We start from the raw sequence: 16,772 nt of genomic DNA on the forward strand, positions 1-16,772 counted from the left end.
AGATGCATTCATCCCCGGCGTGAACGCCGGGGCTTTCTGCAAGAGCCCCGGTAACCCGCGACGGCGTTCACTCCGGAGTGCGGGGCGTGCGGAACCTCCGCGTGCGCGGGGCGCTTCGCGGTCGCCCACCGCCGCGCGAGAGCGCCGCGATCGACGCAGCCCCCGCGCGGCGCACCCCGCCGGCGTCACTGCTTGGCGGTGGCCCAGTCGTGCTGTGCCCGCAGGTCGGCCTTCACCTCGGCAAGCTGGACGGCGACCGCGCTCGGGGCCGTGCCGCCCCGGCCGTTGCGGGAGGCCAGCGCGCCCGGAACGTTCAGGACCGAGCGGACCTCGGGGGTCAGATGGGCGCTGATCTTCGCGAACTGGTCGTCCGTCAGCTCGTCCAGCTCCTTGCCCTCGGCCTCCGCCGCCTTGACACACTCGCCGGCGACCTCGTGCGCGACGCGGAACGGCACACCCTGCTTGACGAGCCACTCGGCGATGTCGGTGGCGAGCGAGAAGCCTGCCGGGGCCAGTTCCTCCATGCGCTCACGGTGCACGGTGAGGGTGGCGATCATGCCGGTGAAGGCGGGCAGCAGCACCTCGAGCTGGTCGCAGGAGTCGAAGACCGGCTCCTTGTCCTCCTGGAGGTCGCGGTTGTAGGCGAGCGGAAGGGCCTTGAGGGTGGCCATGAGACCGGTCAGGTTGCCGATCAGACGGCCGGACTTGCCGCGCGCCAGCTCCGCGATGTCGGGGTTCTTCTTCTGCGGCATGATCGACGAACCCGTGGAGAAGGCGTCGTGCAGCGTCACGAAGGAGAACTCCTTCGTGTTCCAGATGATGATCTCCTCGGCGATCCGGGAGAGGTTCACGCCGATCATCGCGGTGATGAAGGCGAACTCCGCGACGAAGTCCCGCGAGGCGGTGCCGTCGATGGAGTTGCCGACGCTGCCGCGCTCGAAGCCGAGGTCCTCGGCCACAGCCTCCGGGTCCAGGCCGAGCGAGGAGCCGGCCAGGGCGCCCGAACCGTACGGCGAGACGGCCGTGCGCTCGTCCCACTGGCGCAGCCGCTCGGCGTCCCGGGACAGGGACTGCACATGGGCGAGGACGTGGTGGGCGAAGAGCACCGGCTGGGCGTGCTGGAGGTGGGTGCGGCCCGGCATCGCCACGTCCGGGTGGGCCTCCGCCAGGCCGACCAGGGCGTCCTGGAGGTCGGCGATCAGCCCGCCGACGATCCGGGCGTGGTCGCGCAGGTACATCCGGAAGAGCGTGGCGATCTGGTCGTTGCGGGAGCGGCCGGCGCGCAGCTTGCCGCCGAGGTCGGGGCCGACGCGCTCCAGGAGGCCGCGCTCCAGAGCGGTGTGGACGTCCTCGTCGGCGATCGTGCCCACGAACGAGCCGTCGGCGACGTCCGCCTCGAGCTGGCCGAGGCCCGCGATCATCCGGGCCAGCTCGTCCTCGGTGAGCAGACCGGCCTTGTGCAGCACGCGCGCGTGGGCGCGGGAACCGGCGATGTCGTAGGGCGCGAGCCGCCAGTCGAAGTGGACGGACGCGGACAGCTTCGCCAGGGCCTCGGCGGGACCGTCGGCGAAACGACCGCCCCAGAGCCGTACGTCACCGCTGTTGCTGCTCACTTTGCGTTGCTCCTCACCGCTGCATTCACCGACCTGCATGATTATGCAGAGCTCTGCATGATTCGTCAATCCGACGCACCCGACCGCTGCCGTTCCGGATGAGGTGCGAAGACTTTTTGAAGATGCCTTGAACAACGGCAACCGCTTACCCGTACTCACCGCTGAACGCCGGCCGCGTCTCAATCGAAACCCACTCCTGACCCAAGTGAGGCATCCGCATGTCCAGGGCTCTTCCCAAGTACAACAAGCGTCGTGTGGTCGTCATCGGCGCGGCCGCCGCTCTGGCCCTGACCGGCGCGGTGGTCGTGAACTCCGCTCTCGCCGGGGAGTCGTCCAAGGGCGGTTCGACCAACGCCCAGACGCTGGCCGCCGGTCCCGGCACGATCAGCTGCCCGGACGTGGCCTCGCAGCTGCCCGCGGTCCCCGCCTCCGCCAAGGCCGAGGTCGACCGCAACCTCGCCCTCCTCCAGACGCAGATCAACGAGGCCAACACCCGTCTGCAGAACACCGTCGGCCAGGGTGGCCCCAACTTCGTGCAGAACGCGATCCTCGGCCCGCTGGAGGGCAAGCGGGTCTCCACGATCGACCGCATCGCCATCTCGATCGGCCGCAAGGGCACCAAGCCGCAGGGCCTGAACGCCCTCGCCAAGTGCGCGCTGAACGCGGGCGGTGCGGCCGCCCCGGCGACGGGCAACACGGGTAACAACGGCAACGCGGGCAACAACGGGAACGCCGGCAACAACAACGGCAACGCGGGTAACAACGGCAATGCCGGAAACGCCGGCAACGCGGGTAACAACGGCAATGCGGGTAACGCCGGTAACGCCAACGGCGTCGGCACGATCAGCTGCCCGGACGTGGCCTCGCAGCTGCCCGCGGTCCCCGCCTCCGCCAAGGCCGAGGTCGACCGCAACCTCGCCCTCCTCCAGACGCAGATCAACGAGGCCAACACCCGTCTGCAGAACACCGTCGGCCAGGGTGGCCCCAACTTCGTGCAGAACGCGATCCTCGGCCCGCTGCAGGGCAAGCGCGAGTCCACGATCGACCGCATCGCCATCTCGATCGGCCGTCAGGGCACGAAGCCGCAGGGCCTGAACGCCCTCGCCGCCTGCACGCTGAACAAGTGACGTGACAGGTGCGGCGGCCGCCCCGGGACAGCATCGTCCGGGGGCGGCCGCCGCACCCTCCGCACACGATCGGCAGCCGTATTTCCTTAGACGTACGAAAGACTTTCCCGGATACTTCTGAAACATGGGAAAGACCTACGAGCGCATAGACGGCAGGCTCCGTTCGTTCATCGAGGAGCAGCCCCTCTTCTTCACCGCGACGGCGCCCTTGTCAGGCGACGGCACGGTCAACCTCTCCCCCAAGGGCCTCAAGGGCTCGTTCGCGGTGCTCGACGAACACACCGTGGCCTACCTCGACTTCGCCGGCTCCAACGCCGAGACCGTCGCACACCTGCGGGAGAACGGCCGGATCACCCTGATGTGGTGTGCCTTCCAAGGGCCGCCCGACATCGTGCGGGTGCACGGCCGGGGCGAGCCTGTGTTCCGCGACGACCCCCGCTTCGGCGAGCTCCTGGCCCGCTTCCCGGACATCGACCCGAGCACGCACGGACTGCGCGCGATCATCGTGGTGCACGCCGAACTCGTCCGGGACACCTGCGGATACGCGGTGCCCTTCATGACCTACGACGCGGACCGCGAGCTGCACGGCAAGCGCTTCGCCCGGGAGGACGACGCCTCGCTCGGCGCGTACTTCGCCAAGAAGGAGCACATCGCCGCGAGCATCGACGGTCTGCCCGGCCTGCCGCTGCCGCTCCCACCGCTGCAGCCGATCCAGCCGCGGGAGCCGCTGCCGCCACAGGAGCCGCTCCCGCGGCTCTGACGCACGGTCGGCCCCTTCCGGACTGCCGACGACGACGAGCGCCCTTAACGTCGTCGCATGCCTCCTCATGCCGTCGCCGCAGGCCTCGCCGTCGCGTCCCTGTTCGTGCTCGGCGCGGCCCCCGAAGCGGGCGCGGCCCCCGGGCCGCCCGGGGCTGTCCCGCGCGCCGGCGCGCCGGAACCGCGTGACGTGCCCCTGCCCGCGCGGATGGCGGACCCGGGCCCCGGCGCCCAGCTGATCACCGCCCTGGCGCCGAAGCGCGGCTCGACCACCGGCGTCGTCTCCTGGTGGGACCTGCGGGACGGGCGATGGCTGCGGGCCGGTTCCGCACCCGCCCGGTTCGGCGCGAAGGGCCTCGTCGAGGGCGCCGCGCGCCGGCAGGGCACGAACACGACGCCGACGGGCCTGTACGGCCTTCCCTTCGCCTTCGGCATCCAGGCGCCGCCGCGCGGGACGTCGTACCCGTACCGTCCGGTCCGCGAGGACTCCTGGTGGTGCCAGGACAACGCCTCCCGCGCCTACAACCGGTGGACCGAGCCGCGGCCGGCCGACTGCCGGGCCGCCGAGTCCGAGCGCCTTCTCGCCTACCGCGCGCAGTACGCGCACGCCCTCGTCGTCGGCTTCAACTACCGCAAGCCGGTGCGCAATCGGGGCGCGGGCATCTTTCTGCACGTCGACGGGCGCGGGGCGACGGCGGGGTGCGTGTCCGTGCCGGCCGGCGCGATGCGACGGCTGCTCGCGTGGGCCCGACCGGAAGAACGCCCGCACCTCGCGATCGGCACGGCGAGCGGACGGACTGCGATCACGCGGTACTGAGTCGCGGCCCGCTCCACTCCCCCAACTCCGGTTACCGACGGTCACGCCCGTCGGCGACACTCCGCGCGGACTCTCGCCGGCACTGAACACTCCAGGGCCGCGGCCCGTATCTGAGGGCCAAGGGTCCGCACCCACGGAGGAACAGTGACCACGACGATCGCCGGCGGCCGTGCCGCCCGCCGCCAGACGATGCGCCGCATCCGTCCGCGCCGCTCCCCGGCCGTGCCGCTGCTCATCGCCGTCTGGGCGGGAGCCGCGGGCGTGCTGTGGCTGTGGTGGGACAACACGCCGAACATCGCGGACGACAACAGCAGGATCCTCAACGCGGGCCGGATCACCGGCCTGCTCGCCGGGTATCTGATGGCGCTCGTCGTGCTGCAGATGGCCCGGGTGCCCGCGCTGGAGCGCCGGGTGGGCTCGGACCGGGTGGCCCGCTGGCACGCGATGAGCGGCCGGTACACGCTCTGCCTGACGTTCGCGCACGTGTTCCTCATCATGTGGGGGTACGCGCTGCAGGCGGGGAAGTCCCTCGGCGACATCGTCTCGCAGACCGTCGACTCGGTGAACCAGCTGCCCGACATGGGCAAGGCCGCGATCGGCACCGGTCTGCTGCTGCTCATCGGCGTGGTGTCCATCGGCCCGGTGCGGCGCAAGATGCCGTACGACACCTGGTACCACATCCACCTGATGACGTACGCGGCCGTGTTCCTGACGTTCTGGCACCAGATCACCACCGGCAACGACTTCGCCGTCGAGCCGACCGCGAAGACCGCCTGGTACGCGCTGTACGGCACGGTCACCGCGTTGGTCGTCTGGTACCGCGTCGTCACCCCGCTCCGGCTGAACCTGCGTCACCGCATGTACGTCGAGGCTGTCATCGAGGAGACGCCCGGCATCGTGTCGGTGCTCATCGGCGGACGCAAGCTGCACCGGATGGGCGCGGAGGCAGGTCAGTTCTTCCGCTGGCGGTTCATGGCGCCGGGGATGCGCATGAGCTCCCACCCGTACTCGCTGTCCGCGGCGCCCCGCCCGGAGCTGCTGCGGATCACCGTCAAGGCGATCGGCGACCACAGCGCGGCGCTGCGCGAGCTGACGCCCGGCACGAAGGTGTGGGCCGAGGGTCCCTACGGCGCGATGACGGCGTCCCGGCGCAGCCGCGGCAAGGTGCTGCTGGTGGCCGGCGGGGTCGGCATCACCCCGATGCGGGCGCTGTTCGAGACGCTGCCGGGCGCGGCCGGTGACATCACCCTGCTGTACCGGGCCAACAGCACGCAGGACCTGGCCCTGTGGGACGAGCTGGCGAAGATCGCCGACGAGCGCGGGGCGCGGCTGATGTACGCCGTGAACAGCCCCGACGGGGAACGCCCCGACATCTCGGCGGAGTCGCTGCAGCGGAAGATCCCCGACATCGACGGCCACGACGTTTTCATGTGCGGGCCGAACGGCTTCGCCCAGGGGGTGTACGAGGCACTGCGCGGCGCCGGGGTCCCCGCCCGCCGCATCCACCACGAGTCGTTCGAGATGTGAGCGACCCGTACGCACGGGAACCTCGCCACCACAAGGGAATCAGGAGCTCAGGAAGCGATGAGGAAGAGTCACCCGCTTCGGCGGGTCGTGCTGGCCACCGCCGCCACCGTGTCCGGGGTCGTGCTGCTGCTGTCGCTGAAGCCGTCGTCCGACCCGGGCGCCGCGCAGGCGGCCGCTCCGGGCGCCGGGGCGGCGCAGGAGGCGGCCCAGGGCGGCGCGGGCGCGGTCGTGTCGGGAACGATGACCGGTGACGCGGCCCAGACCCAGTACGGGGCCGTGCAGGTCCGGATCACCGTCGTCGAGAACAAGATCACCAAGGCGGAGGCCGTACAGGCCCCCAAGGGCGGCACCAGCACCCAGAAGACGGAGCTGGCCGTCCCCAAGCTGAACGCCGCGGTGGTCGCCCGGCAGAGCGCGAACATCGACATGGTGTCCGGCGCCACCTACACCAGCGAGGGCTACAAGAAGTCCCTGCAGTCGGCGATCGACAAGGCGAACGCGAGCGCCGGGGCCTCCCAGGGCCAGGGCCAGGGCTCCGGGAGCGCCCAGGCCGCCGGCACGTTCACCGGGGACGCCGCACAGACGCAGTACGGAGCCGTGCAGGTCCGCATCACGGTGGCCGGCGGCAAGATCACCAAGGCCGAGGCGGTACAGGCCCCCAAGGGCGGCACCAGCGACCAGAAGACCCAGCTGTCCGTCCCGAAGCTGAACCAGGAGGCGGTCGCCGCCGGCAGCGCCGACATCGACTCCGTCTCCGGCGCCACCTACACCAGCGAGGGCTACAAGAAGTCCCTGCAGTCCGCGCTGGACAAGGCGAAGGCGGGCAAGGGCGCGTCGTCGGGCTCCGGGAACGCGGGCGGTTCCGCGTCCGGCTCGTCGTCCGGCTCGAGCGCGGGCTCCTCCGGCTCCTCGGGCGCCGCGCAGGCCAAGACCGTCACCGGCAGTGTCGAGCAGACGCAGTACGGGCCGGTGCAGGTCCGCATCACCGTGGCCGGCGGCAAGATCACCAAGGCCGAGGCGGTACAGGCCCCCAAGGGCGGCACCAGCGACCAGAAGACCCAGCTGTCCGTCCCGAAGCTGAACCAGGAGGCGGTCGCCGCCGGCAGCGCCGACATCGACTCCGTCTCCGGCGCCACCTACACCAGCGAGGGCTACAAGAAGTCCCTGCAGTCCGCGCTGGACAAGGCCGGTGTCTGACACGGTGGCCGAGTCGGCGGCGGCCCCGGCCGTGGTGCGGCACGCGGAAGAGGTCATGGGGACCGTCTTCTCCTTCGACGTCCGCGGCGGCGACGCCGATGCGGTGCGGGCGGCGCTGGACGAGGCGGTCGCCTCGCTGCACCGGGTGAACGAGGTCTTCAGCACCTATCGCGAGGGCAGCCAGGTCTCCCGGCTGGCGCGCGGCGAGCTGACCCTCGAGGAGTGCGACCCCGAGGTGGCCGAGGTGCTGGAGCTGGGCGCCGAGGCGGAGCGGGCGAGCGACGGCTGGTTCAGCATGCGCTACCAGGGCCGGCTCGACCCGACGGGCATCGTGAAGGGCTGGGCCGCCGAGCGCGCGGCCCGGCTGATCGCGGCGGCGGGAGTGAGCGGGGTGAGCGTCAACGGCGGCGGGGACGTGCAGTTGCTGGGCGTCCCCGGGCCGGAGCGGCCGTGGCGGGTGGGCGTCTCCGACCCGCTGCGTCCGGGCGGGCTCGCGGCGGTGGTCTCGGCGGCGGGCGCGGACGAGCTCGCGGTGGCGACCTCCGGGACGTCGGAGCGCGGCGCCCACATCGTGGACCCGCGCACGGGCCGCTCCGCGGTGACCGACCTGGTCGCCGTGACGGTGGTGACGCCCCGGCTGACCTGGGCCGACTGCTGGGCCACCGCGGCCTTCGCCATGGGCTCGCGCGAGGCACTGGGCTGGCTGGAGTCCCTCCCGGACGTCGAGGCCCTGCTCATCACCGCAGGCGACGAGGTCCGCTGCACCGGCGGCCTGGCATCCCGGCTGGGCTGAGGACTTCGAGACACGGTGTGGGCAGCGGACCTGCGGTCTGCTGCCCACACGTCGTTCGGCCAGTGCCGTGACCGGAGAGGTTTGTCGAGAAGCTCGCGGCGTCCGGTGGTGGGGGCGCCTCGCACGCCGTTCAGGCAGTGGGGGAGCATCGCAAGGCGGAGCATCGCCCGCGTCCTGGATGTACTCGGGGGATGCGACAACGCGGCGTGGGGGTATCCCCGGCCGAAGGCTGGGGGAGTGCCGTGCCGGGCGTCGCGAGCCGGTGGACCTTTCCGGTCACGGCACTAGACTAGGTGATCCTGCGGTCGATCTCGCGCTGCGTGGTGTCGATCGCGGCCCGGATCTCCACAATCGCCGCCCCCTGCTGCCGGGACAGCTCCAGCAGATCCTCCAGGGCGATCCGCTTGATCGTGAGCTTCTTGCCGAAGCAGTCGGGCAGGACCGTCTTGTGGTAGGCGTCGATGTACGCCACCACACTGTCGAACGGCGGCCGGCGCAACGCCGTTCCGCCTGCTTCACGCGCGTGCGCAGCCCGTTGAGCCACCGAACAGCCTGGGACGGTGATTGCACGGGCACGCGAGGAAGCGGAGTACGCCGAACGCCGCGCCAACGCGGCGACCACGCTGGAGCGCCGCGCACAGCGGACACTCAAGCAGGTCCAGGAGCAGCACAAGCTCCTGGACGACCGCATACCCGAAGTCCAGCGACGGGCCGCCGCCATCATCGCCGACAGGGCGACCGCGGCCGGGCTCCTCGAGCTGAAGGGCAACGGCAGCGACAGGGCGAAGAGCGAGCTGATCGTCCAGCCCCCACGTCCCGGCTGAGCCGGATGGACCGTCCCGCAGCAACGGCAGTGAGGCTCCGCTCCCCCGTTCACGCGGGCACCGGCTTGACGCAGGCACCCGCGTCTCACAGGCGCCGGCGGCAGCCGTCAGTGGCCGTTCTGCGCCAATCGCAGGAGATGGTCGGCGAGCGCCTGCCCACCGGTCGCCTCCCGGCTGATCAGCAGCAGCGTGTCATCGCCGGCGATGGTCCCCAGGATGTCGTGCAGCTCGGCCTGGTCGATCGCCGAGGCGAGGAACTGCGCGGCCCCCGGAGGGGTCCGCAGGACCACGAGGTTGGCGGACGCCTCCGCGGAGATCAGCAGCTCCTGCGACAGCCGCCGCATCCGCTCCTCCTTCGCCGACTCCCCGAGTGGTGCCCGAGGGGTGCGGAAACCCCCCTCGCTGGGCACCGCGTAGATCAGGTCGCCGTCGGTGTTGCGGATCTTGACCGCGTTCAGCTCGTCGAGGTCCCGGGAGAGCGTCGCCTGGGTGACGCTCAGCCCGTCGTCCGACAGCAGCTTCGCCAGCTGGCTCTGCGAGCGCACCGCCTGCCGGTTGAGGATGTCCACGATCCGGCGGTGACGCGCGGTGCGGGTCTGCGGCACGGCGGGCCCGTTGACCCCCGGGTGCTCATGGTCCTGCGCCTGACTCATCGTCGTCTCATTCTCCGGATCGGTCCCCGTTCACTGCGTCGAGGATGCCGGGCAGCGCCCCCAGGAACGCCTCCACCTCGCCGTCGCCGAGGTTCAGCGGCGGCATCAGTCGGACGACGTCGGGGGCGGGCGCATTCACCAGGAACCCGGCCTCCTGAGCCGCCTGACGCACCTGGGGCGCGAGGGGCTCGGTGAGCACGATACCCAGGAGGAGGCCGGCGCCCCGGACATAATCGATCAACGGGTGGCCGACGGCCTCGATACCGTCCCGCAGCTTCTCGCTCTGCCGCTTGACGTTCTCCAGCAGCCCCTCGTTCTCGATCGTCTCGAGGACGGCGAGACCGGCGGCGCAGGCGACCGGGTTGCCGCCGAAGGTGGTCCCGTGCTGGCCCGGCTGCAGCAGGTCCGCGGCCCGCCCGAAGGCGACCGTCGCGCCCAGCGGCAGTCCGCCGCCGAGGCCCTTCGCCAGGGTGACGACGTCCGGCAGGACGCCCTCGTGGGACTGGTACTCGAACCACTGCCCGGTCCGGCCGACGCCGGTCTGCACCTCGTCGAGGACCAGCAGCGCGCCGGTCGCGGCGGTGATGGCGCGGGCGGCCTTCAGGTAGCCGGCGGGCGGCACGACGACGCCCAGCTCGCCCTGGATCGGTTCGAGGACGACGAGCGCCGTCTCCTCGGTGACGGCGGCGGCCAGCGCCTGGGCGTCTCCGAACGGCACGTGGGTGACGTCTCCGGGCAGCGGCAGGAACGGTTCCCGCTTGCCCTGCTGGCCGGTGAGCGCGAGCGCGCCCATGGTCCGGCCGTGGAACGCGCCCTCGGTGGCCACCACATGGGTCCGCCCCGTCAGCCGGCCCATCTTGAAGGCGGCCTCGTTGGCCTCGGCGCCCGAGTTGCAGAAGAAGACCCTGCCGTCCCGGCCGAAGTGGCGCAGCAGCCGTTCGGCGAGCGCGACGGTCGGCTCGGCCATGAAGAAGTTGGAGATGTGGCCGAGGGAGCCGATCTGCCGGCTCACGGCCTCGACGACGGCCGGGTGGGCGTGACCGAGGGCGTTGACCGCGATGCCGCCGACGAAGTCGAGGTACTCCTTGCCGTCGGCGTCCCAGACCCGGCTGCCCTCGCCGCGTGCCAGGGGCAGCAGCGGGGTGCCGTAGTTGTTCATGAACGCGCTCTGCCACCGCGCGGTGAGTTCCTGGTTGGCGTCGCTCACGGCTCCCCCTGTCCGTCCGGCACGACCATCGTGCCGATCCCTTCGTCGGTGAAGATCTCCAGCAGGATCGAGTGCTGGACCCGCCCGTCGATGACGCGGGCGGTGTTCACGCCGCCCCGCACGGCGTGCAGACAGCCCTCCATCTTGGGGACCATGCCGGAGCTCAACTCCGGCAGCAGTTTCTCCAGTTGGGAGGCGGTGAGGCGGCTGATCACCTCGTCGCTGTTGGGCCAGTCCTCGTAGAGACCTTCGACGTCGGTGAGGACCATGAGGGTTTCGGCGCCCAGAGCAGCAGCGAGTGCCGCAGCCGCCGTATCAGCATTGACGTTGTAGACATGTCCGTCGTCCTGGCTCCTGGCGATCGACGAGACGACGGGGATGCGGCCGTCGGCGAGCAGGGCCTCGATGGCGCCCGTGTCGATCGCGGTGATCTCGCCGACCCGTCCGATGTCGACCGACTCGCCGTCGATCTGCGGCTGGTGCTTGGTGGCGGTGATGGTGTGCGCGTCCTCGCCGGTCAGTCCGACGGCGAGCGGGCCGTGCTGGTTGAGCAGGCCGACAAGTTCGCGCTGGACCTGTCCGGCGAGCACCATCCGTACGACGTCCATGGCCTCTTCGGTGGTGACGCGCAGGCCGGCCTTGAACTCGCTGACGATGCCGTGCCGGTCGAGGGCGGCGCTGATCTGCGGGCCGCCGCCGTGCACGACGACCGGCCTGATGCCGGCGTGGTGCAGGAAGACGACGTCCTGGGCGAAGGCGGCCTTCAGGTCCTCGTCGATCATGGCGTTGCCGCCGAACTTGATGACGACGGTCTTGCCGTTGTGGCGGACCAGCCAGGGCAGCGCCTCGATGAGGATCTGGGCCTTGGGGAGCGCGGTGTGTTTGCGGGTGGAGGACTTTCGCTCTTCTGAGTGATTGACCGTCATAGCCGACTTTCGGAAGGATCTCGGATCAGCCGCCGGGCGGGCGGTGCTGACCTGCGGAGGCGACGTAAGACTCATCCCGGAACTGTTCCCGGGCGAGCGGTCGCCTGCGAAACAGGAACCCTCGTCGGCGACGACGAGGACCCGTGACAACCAAGCGGGCACGTCAAGACGAGTACGCGCTGTTCTCGTGGACGTAGTCGGCCGTCAGGTCGTTGGTCCAGATCGTCGCAGACTCATTGCCTGCCGCGAGGTCCGCCACGACGTGGACCTCGCGGTAGCGCATGTCCACCAACTCGCGGTCCTCGCCGACGCCGCCGTTCCTGCAGACCCAGACGCCGTTGATGGCGACGTTGAGCCGGTCCGGCTCGAAGGCGGCCTTCGTGGTGCCGATCGCGGAGAGCACCCGGCCCCAGTTGGGGTCCTCGCCGTGGACGGCGCACTTGAGGAGGTTGTTGCGGGCGATGGAGCGGCCCACCTCGACGGCGTCGTCCTCGCTCGCGGCGCCCACGACCTCGACCTTGATGTCCTTGCTGGCGCCCTCGGCGTCGCGGATGAGCTGCTGGCCGAGGTCGTCGCACACGGTGCGCACGGCCGCGGCGAACTCCTCGTACGGCGGGGTGACCTCGGAGGCGCCGGAGGCCAGCAGCAGCACGGTGTCGTTGGTGGACATGCAGCCGTCGGAGTCGACCCGGTCGAAGGTGACCCGGGTGGCGTCGCGCAGCGCCTTGTCCAGGGTCGCGCCGTCGACGTCGGCGTCGGTGGTGAGGACGACCAGCATGGTGGCGAGGCCGGGGGCGAGCATGCCCGCGCCCTTGGCCATGCCGCCGACGGTCCAGCCGTCGCCCCGGGCCACGGACGTCTTGTGGACGGTGTCCGTCGTCTTGATGGCGATGGCGGCGTTCTCGCCGCCGTCCTCGGAGAGCCGGCCCGCGGCGGTCTCGATCCCCGGCAGCAGCTTGTCCATGGGGAGCAGGACGCCGATGAGGCCGGTGGACGCGACGGCGACCTCGCCCGCGCCGATCTCCAGCACCTCGGCGACCTTCTCGGCCGTCGCATGCGTGTCCTGGAAGCCCCTGGGCCCGGTACACGCGTTGGCGCCGCCGGAGTTCAGCACGACGGCGGTCAGCTCGCCGCTCCCCAGGACCTGCTCGGACCACAGCACGGGCGCGGCCTTCACACGGTTGGAGGTGAAGACGCCGGCGGCGGTGCGGCGGGGCCCGTTGTTGACCACGAGGGCCAGGTCCGGGTTGCCGTTCTCCTTGATTCCGGCGGCGATGCCCGCCGCTGTGAATCCCTTGGCTGCCGTGACGCTCACTGCTTCTCCTCGTTCGCTTCTCCGCCCGCGCGGCGCAGCGGTGCGGCCATCGTCGTCCGCGGCCCGGTGGCCGCGCGTGCGTCGCTCACGGTGCGACTCCGATCGTGGAAAGCCCGGTGGTCTCGTCGAGTCCGAGGGCGATGTTCATGCTCTGCAGGGCGCCGCCGGCGGTGCCCTTGGTCAGGTTGTCGATCGCGCTGACGACGATGACGCGGTCCGCCGCCGGGTCGTGGGCGACCTGCACCTGCACGGCGTTGGAGCCGTGGACGGACGCCGTCGCGGGCCACTGCCCCTCGGGGAGGAGGTGGACGAACGGCTCGTCGGCGAAGGCCTTCTCGTAGGCGGCGCGCACGGACTCGGCGGTGACGCCGGGCTTCGCCTTGGCGCTGCACGTGGCGAGGATGCCGCGGGACATCGGCGCGAGGGTGGGCGTGAAGGAGACGGAGACCGGCTCCCCCGCGGCGCCGCTGAGGTTCTGGATCATCTCCGGGGTGTGCCGGTGGCTGCCGCCCACGCCGTACGGCGACATCGACCCCATGACCTCGGAGCCCAGCAGGTGCGTCTTGGGCGCCTTGCCCGCACCGGAGGTGCCGGAGGCGGCGACGATCACGGCCTCCGGCTCGGTCAGGCCCGCCGCGTACGCCGGGAAGAGCGCGAGCGAGACGGCCGTCGGATAGCAGCCGGGGACCGCGATGCGCTTGGACCCCTCCAGCGCGGCGCGGCCGCCCGGCAGTTCGGGGAGGCCGTAGGGCCAGGTCCCGGCGTGCGCGGAGCCGTAGAAACGTTCCCAGTCGGCCGGGTTCCTCAGCCGGAAGTCGGCGCCCATGTCGATGACGAGGACCTCCGGGCCGAGCTGCTCGGCGACCGCGGCGGACTGCCCGTGCGGGAGGGCGAGGAAGACGACGTCGTGTCCGGCGAGGACCTCGGGAGTGGTCTCCTGGAGCACGCGGCCGGCCAGCGGCAGCAGGTGCGGCTGGAGCGCGCCCAGCTTCTGCCCCGCGCTGGAATGGGCGGTCAGGGCGCCGATCTCGACCTCGGGGTGCGCGAGGAGCAGGCGCAGCAGCTCACCACCCGCGTACCCGCTCGCTCCGGCCACCGCCGCACGTACCACCATGACTCCTCCTCCTAGATGGCATGACTATACGTTTCCATGCACGTTTATGCAATCCAGGCGGGAGTCGACCTGTAGTGATCTTTGCCCGCTCCGCCGCCCCGCGTAACCTCGGCCGGCGATCGCCCTGACGCCGATGACCGGGGTGAAGGGCCGATGGTCGGCCTGGAGGCCTGAGGGGTCCTGGCGTCCGGCGGGCGTGAGCGGTGGTCCGCCCGCGCCCGCCGGGGTGCGTTACCGCTGCTTGATCCGCAGGAAGGTGACCGAGTTCGCCGGGAAGGTGTAGGTGAACTTCCCGGCGACCCCGGTGACGGTGGAGGTCACCGGGGCGACCGGCGTCGCGGTCTCCGTGTTGACCGCGTCCGGGGCCGCGACGAGGGTGGTGGCCTTCGCCTTCGAGGCGACCCCGGCGCCGCCGAGGTCGATCGCCGTGCGGGCGTCCGAGGCCTGGGCGTTGACGACCTTGACGATCAGGTCGCCGGTCTTCCGGTCCTTGGTGACGACCTGCCGGAACGGCTCGGCGGGCTTGTCGTCGGTGAAGCTGCCCCACTCCTGGCCGTCGAGGTAGAGGGTGACCTGCCGCCCGCGCACCTTGACGTCGACGTCGTAGGCGCGGCCCGTCTCGACGGACCCGGCCTTGGAGATCAGCGTCGACTTGCCGCCGTCCACGGCCTGCTCGACGGCGGACTGGGTGTTGTTCCAGCCGCCCAGGTTCCACCAGTAGAAGTTGCCGGTGTCCTTGACGCCGAACGCGACGAGGAAGCCTTCCTTGCCGGACTTCTTGGTGGCCTTCACATGCAGGTCGTAGTCGTGCCAGGCGGGGTCACCGGCCGAGACCATGGTGTTCTCTGCGGCGGTGTCGGTCTGCACGTACTGCCCGTCCTGGACGGACCAGCCGCCGCCGCCGGTGTGCGTCCACCGCGAGGCGTCGCCGGAGAAGTCGTCGCTCAGCAGCGACGCGCCGTCCGCGCCGGTCACCTTCACGTCGTCGTACGCGGCGCTCGTCGCCCAGGTCGACAGGCCGACGGCGCCCGTGATCGGGCCCTGGAGGGAGGGGGTGCCGGTGGCCGTCGAGGGCACCACCCGGTCGCCGACGTTGGTCATGAACAGCTTCTGGACCTCGTAGTTGGCGGAGTTCCAGGAGGCGTGGTCGTTGAACCACACCAGGTCCGGGCGCCACTGGACGTAGTCCTCGTTGGCGAACAGCGGCGCGTAGGAGGCGAGCTTGACGACGTCGGCGTTGCGTTCGAGGCCGGTCATGAACGCAGCCTCGGCCAGGCCGTTCTTGAAGGCGTTGCCCTGGGAGGCGTACTCGCCGAGGAAGACCTTCGGGCCGCTGCGGTCGTAGGAGTCGTAGCGGTCGTTGTTCTGCAGGAACCACTGCGGACTGTTGTAGTAGTGCTCGTCGACCATGTCGACCTCGGCGTCCCGGTTGAGCTGCCAGGCCGTGTCGAAGGTCGAACCGGAGTCGTCCGGGCCGGAGTTGGAGATGACGGTGACGTCCGGGTACTTGGCCGCGATGGCGGCGCGGAACTCCTTGAAGCGGGCGAAGAACTCGGTGGGGAGGTTCTCCTCGTTGCCGACCTCGAGGTGGGTGAGGTGGAAGGGCTTGGGGTGGCCCATCCGGGCGCGCTTCTTGCCCCAGGTGGAGGTGACCGGGCCGTTGGCGAACTCGATGAGGTCGAGCGTGTCCTGGATGTGCCGCTTCAGCAGCGCCTCGTCGACCACCGCCCTGTTCTGGCCGCAGCCGGTGACCAGGGCGGGGACCACGGGCAGCGGCATCGCGCCGATGTCCTCGGCGAAGCGGAAGTACTCGTAGTAGCCGAGGCCGTAACTCTGGTTGTAGCCCCAGAAGTTGGAGTTGACCGCGCGCTGCTCGACGGGCCCGACGGTGTCCTTCCACTGGTAGGACCGGGCGCGCTGCCAGCCGGACGCCTCACTGTAGTCCTGCATGGAACCGGTGTTCACCAGGCAGCCGCCGGGGAAGCGCACGAAGCCCGGGTGCAGGGCGGCGACCTTCTCGGCGAGGTCCTTGCGCAGCCCGTTGGGCTCGTTGCGGTAGGTGTCCCGGGGGAACAGCGACACCATGTCGAGGGCGGCCGCGGCCGAGGAGCCCACCGTCAGACGGCCGTTGCTGCTGGTGCGGGCGGCGGTGAAGGACGTCCGGTACTGGACCCAGCCGCCGGTGCGCACGGCGACCGTGCGGGCGGGGGCCAGCGCCCCGTCGGCGTCCTGGAGGCTCACGGTGAGGGTGCTGCCGTGCTCGGCGCGGGCCCACACCGAGAAGTCGTACTTCTTGCCCTGCTCGACCCGGACGCCGGTGTTGTACCCGGAGTTCGTCACGGACGAGCCGGCGGCCAGCGACAGGTAGTTGCGGTTGCGGTCGTGGAGACGCCCGGCGTCGTCGAGAACCTGCGCCGTGCCGTCGACCGCCCAGGACGTCAGCGGGGTGTACGACCTGTTGTCGACGGCGGCGTACTCGAAGGAGCGGTTCTGCACGAGTTCGGCGTACAGACCGCCGTCGGCCGCCCGGTTGATGTCCTCGAAGAAGACGCCGTACATCGTGTCGTCGATCTTCGCGCCCTTGGCGGACGGGTCGACGGTGATCGCGTAGTCGGTCACGGACTCGGCGTGCGCCGGGGCCGGGAGAAGGGCGGCGGCGGTCAGCAGGGCGGTGAGGGGAAGGCCGATTCTCCAGCGCGTGCGGGCGGTGGGGGCGGTGGGGGTGGCGCTGCGTGGCATGAATAACTCCGCGGCTCGTTGGTGCGAGTTGTTCTGCGAGTCGTCCTGTGAGTCGTTCGAAATATCAGACGATGATCAGCACTGCGAACGGCAAGATAGGGAGGTGAAGGAGGCACGTCAATGGGGCGTGCGGCGGCGGGCGGGACGGCGGGCGGCGCCCC

15 protein-coding genes are annotated in these 16,772 nt (G+C 70.9%); 7 read left to right on the top strand and 8 right to left on the bottom strand.

Annotation, left to right across the window (positions count from 1 at the left end; translation table 11 throughout):
- Positions 1–185: 185 nt before the first annotated feature.
- Positions 186–1,613, bottom strand: a complete 1,428-nt coding sequence (gene argH / locus QA802_RS09115; protein ID WP_334519771.1) for an argininosuccinate lyase — start codon at positions 1,611–1,613, stop codon at positions 186–188.
- A gap of 218 nt (positions 1,614–1,831) precedes the next feature.
- On the opposite strand from argH, the gene QA802_RS09120 reads away from it, so the two are divergent.
- The 6 genes from QA802_RS09120 (at position 1,832) to QA802_RS09145 (ending at position 7,833) form a co-directional block, all read left to right on the top strand.
- Positions 1,832–2,740, top strand: coding sequence for a hypothetical protein (locus tag QA802_RS09120; protein WP_334519773.1), 909 nt, complete (start codon positions 1,832–1,834; stop codon positions 2,738–2,740).
- Positions 2,741–2,864: 124 nt separating this feature from the next.
- Positions 2,865–3,500 (top strand): pyridoxamine 5'-phosphate oxidase family protein, encoded by a 636-nt coding sequence (locus tag QA802_RS09125; RefSeq protein ID WP_334519776.1) that lies wholly within the window; start codon positions 2,865–2,867, stop codon positions 3,498–3,500.
- Positions 3,501–3,557: 57 nt separating this feature from the next.
- Entirely contained in the window at positions 3,558–4,316 is a 759-nt protein-coding gene (locus QA802_RS09130) for a L,D-transpeptidase family protein (RefSeq protein WP_334519778.1), read from the top strand.
- A 144-nt stretch (positions 4,317–4,460) separates the two neighbouring features.
- Complete coding sequence (locus QA802_RS09135; RefSeq protein ID WP_334519781.1) at positions 4,461–5,843, top strand: ferredoxin reductase family protein; 1,383 nt, start codon at positions 4,461–4,463, stop codon at positions 5,841–5,843.
- Positions 5,844–5,900: 57 nt separating this feature from the next.
- Entirely contained in the window at positions 5,901–7,040 is a 1,140-nt protein-coding gene (locus tag QA802_RS09140) for an FMN-binding protein (RefSeq protein ID WP_334519784.1), read from the top strand.
- A complete protein-coding gene (locus QA802_RS09145) occupies positions 7,033–7,833 on the top strand; it encodes an FAD:protein FMN transferase (protein WP_334519787.1) in 801 nt (266 codons plus the stop codon). The genes QA802_RS09140 and QA802_RS09145 overlap by 8 nt, the downstream gene beginning before the upstream one ends.
- A 289-nt stretch (positions 7,834–8,122) precedes the next feature.
- On the opposite strand, the gene QA802_RS09150 is transcribed toward QA802_RS09145, so the two are convergent.
- Positions 8,123–8,332 (bottom strand): hypothetical protein, encoded by a 210-nt coding sequence (locus tag QA802_RS09150; RefSeq protein ID WP_334519789.1) that lies wholly within the window; start codon positions 8,330–8,332, stop codon positions 8,123–8,125.
- Positions 8,333–8,393: 61 nt separating this feature from the next.
- Here QA802_RS09150 and QA802_RS09155 point away from each other — a divergent pair, with 61 nt between their 5' ends.
- Entirely contained in the window at positions 8,394–8,657 is a 264-nt protein-coding gene (locus QA802_RS09155; RefSeq protein ID WP_334519792.1) for a hypothetical protein, read from the top strand.
- 107 nt (positions 8,658–8,764) lie between these two features.
- Here QA802_RS09155 and QA802_RS09160 read toward each other — a convergent pair whose 3' ends face one another.
- The 6 genes from QA802_RS09160 to QA802_RS09185 form a co-directional block, all read right to left on the bottom strand.
- On the bottom strand, positions 8,765–9,310 hold the full coding sequence (locus tag QA802_RS09160) for an arginine repressor (protein ID WP_306953846.1): 546 nt from the start codon (positions 9,308–9,310) through the stop codon (positions 8,765–8,767).
- 7 nt (positions 9,311–9,317) lie between these two features.
- Positions 9,318–10,517 (bottom strand): acetylornithine transaminase, encoded by a 1,200-nt coding sequence (locus QA802_RS09165; RefSeq protein WP_334519800.1) that lies wholly within the window; start codon positions 10,515–10,517, stop codon positions 9,318–9,320.
- On the bottom strand, positions 10,514–11,443 hold the full coding sequence (argB, locus tag QA802_RS09170) for an acetylglutamate kinase (protein ID WP_334519802.1): 930 nt from the start codon (positions 11,441–11,443) through the stop codon (positions 10,514–10,516). Before argB ends, QA802_RS09165 begins: the two co-directional genes overlap by 4 nt.
- 163 nt (positions 11,444–11,606) lie before the next feature.
- On the bottom strand, positions 11,607–12,758 hold the full coding sequence (gene argJ, locus QA802_RS09175; RefSeq protein WP_334519804.1) for a bifunctional glutamate N-acetyltransferase/amino-acid acetyltransferase ArgJ: 1,152 nt from the start codon (positions 12,756–12,758) through the stop codon (positions 11,607–11,609).
- Positions 12,759–12,843: 85 nt separating this feature from the next.
- Positions 12,844–13,872 carry an N-acetyl-gamma-glutamyl-phosphate reductase gene (gene argC, locus QA802_RS09180; RefSeq protein ID WP_334519806.1) on the bottom strand — a complete coding sequence of 343 codons (1,029 nt, stop codon included), beginning with the start codon at positions 13,870–13,872 and terminating at the stop codon, positions 12,844–12,846.
- 231 nt (positions 13,873–14,103) lie between these two features.
- On the bottom strand, positions 14,104–16,611 hold the full coding sequence (locus QA802_RS09185; RefSeq protein WP_334519808.1) for an alpha-L-arabinofuranosidase family protein: 2,508 nt from the start codon (positions 16,609–16,611) through the stop codon (positions 14,104–14,106).
- Between the last annotated feature and the right edge of the window lie 161 nt (positions 16,612–16,772).

The organism is Streptomyces sp. B21-105 (assembly GCF_036898465.1).
In the GTDB taxonomy this organism is placed as follows: domain Bacteria; phylum Actinomycetota; class Actinomycetes; order Streptomycetales; family Streptomycetaceae; genus Streptomyces.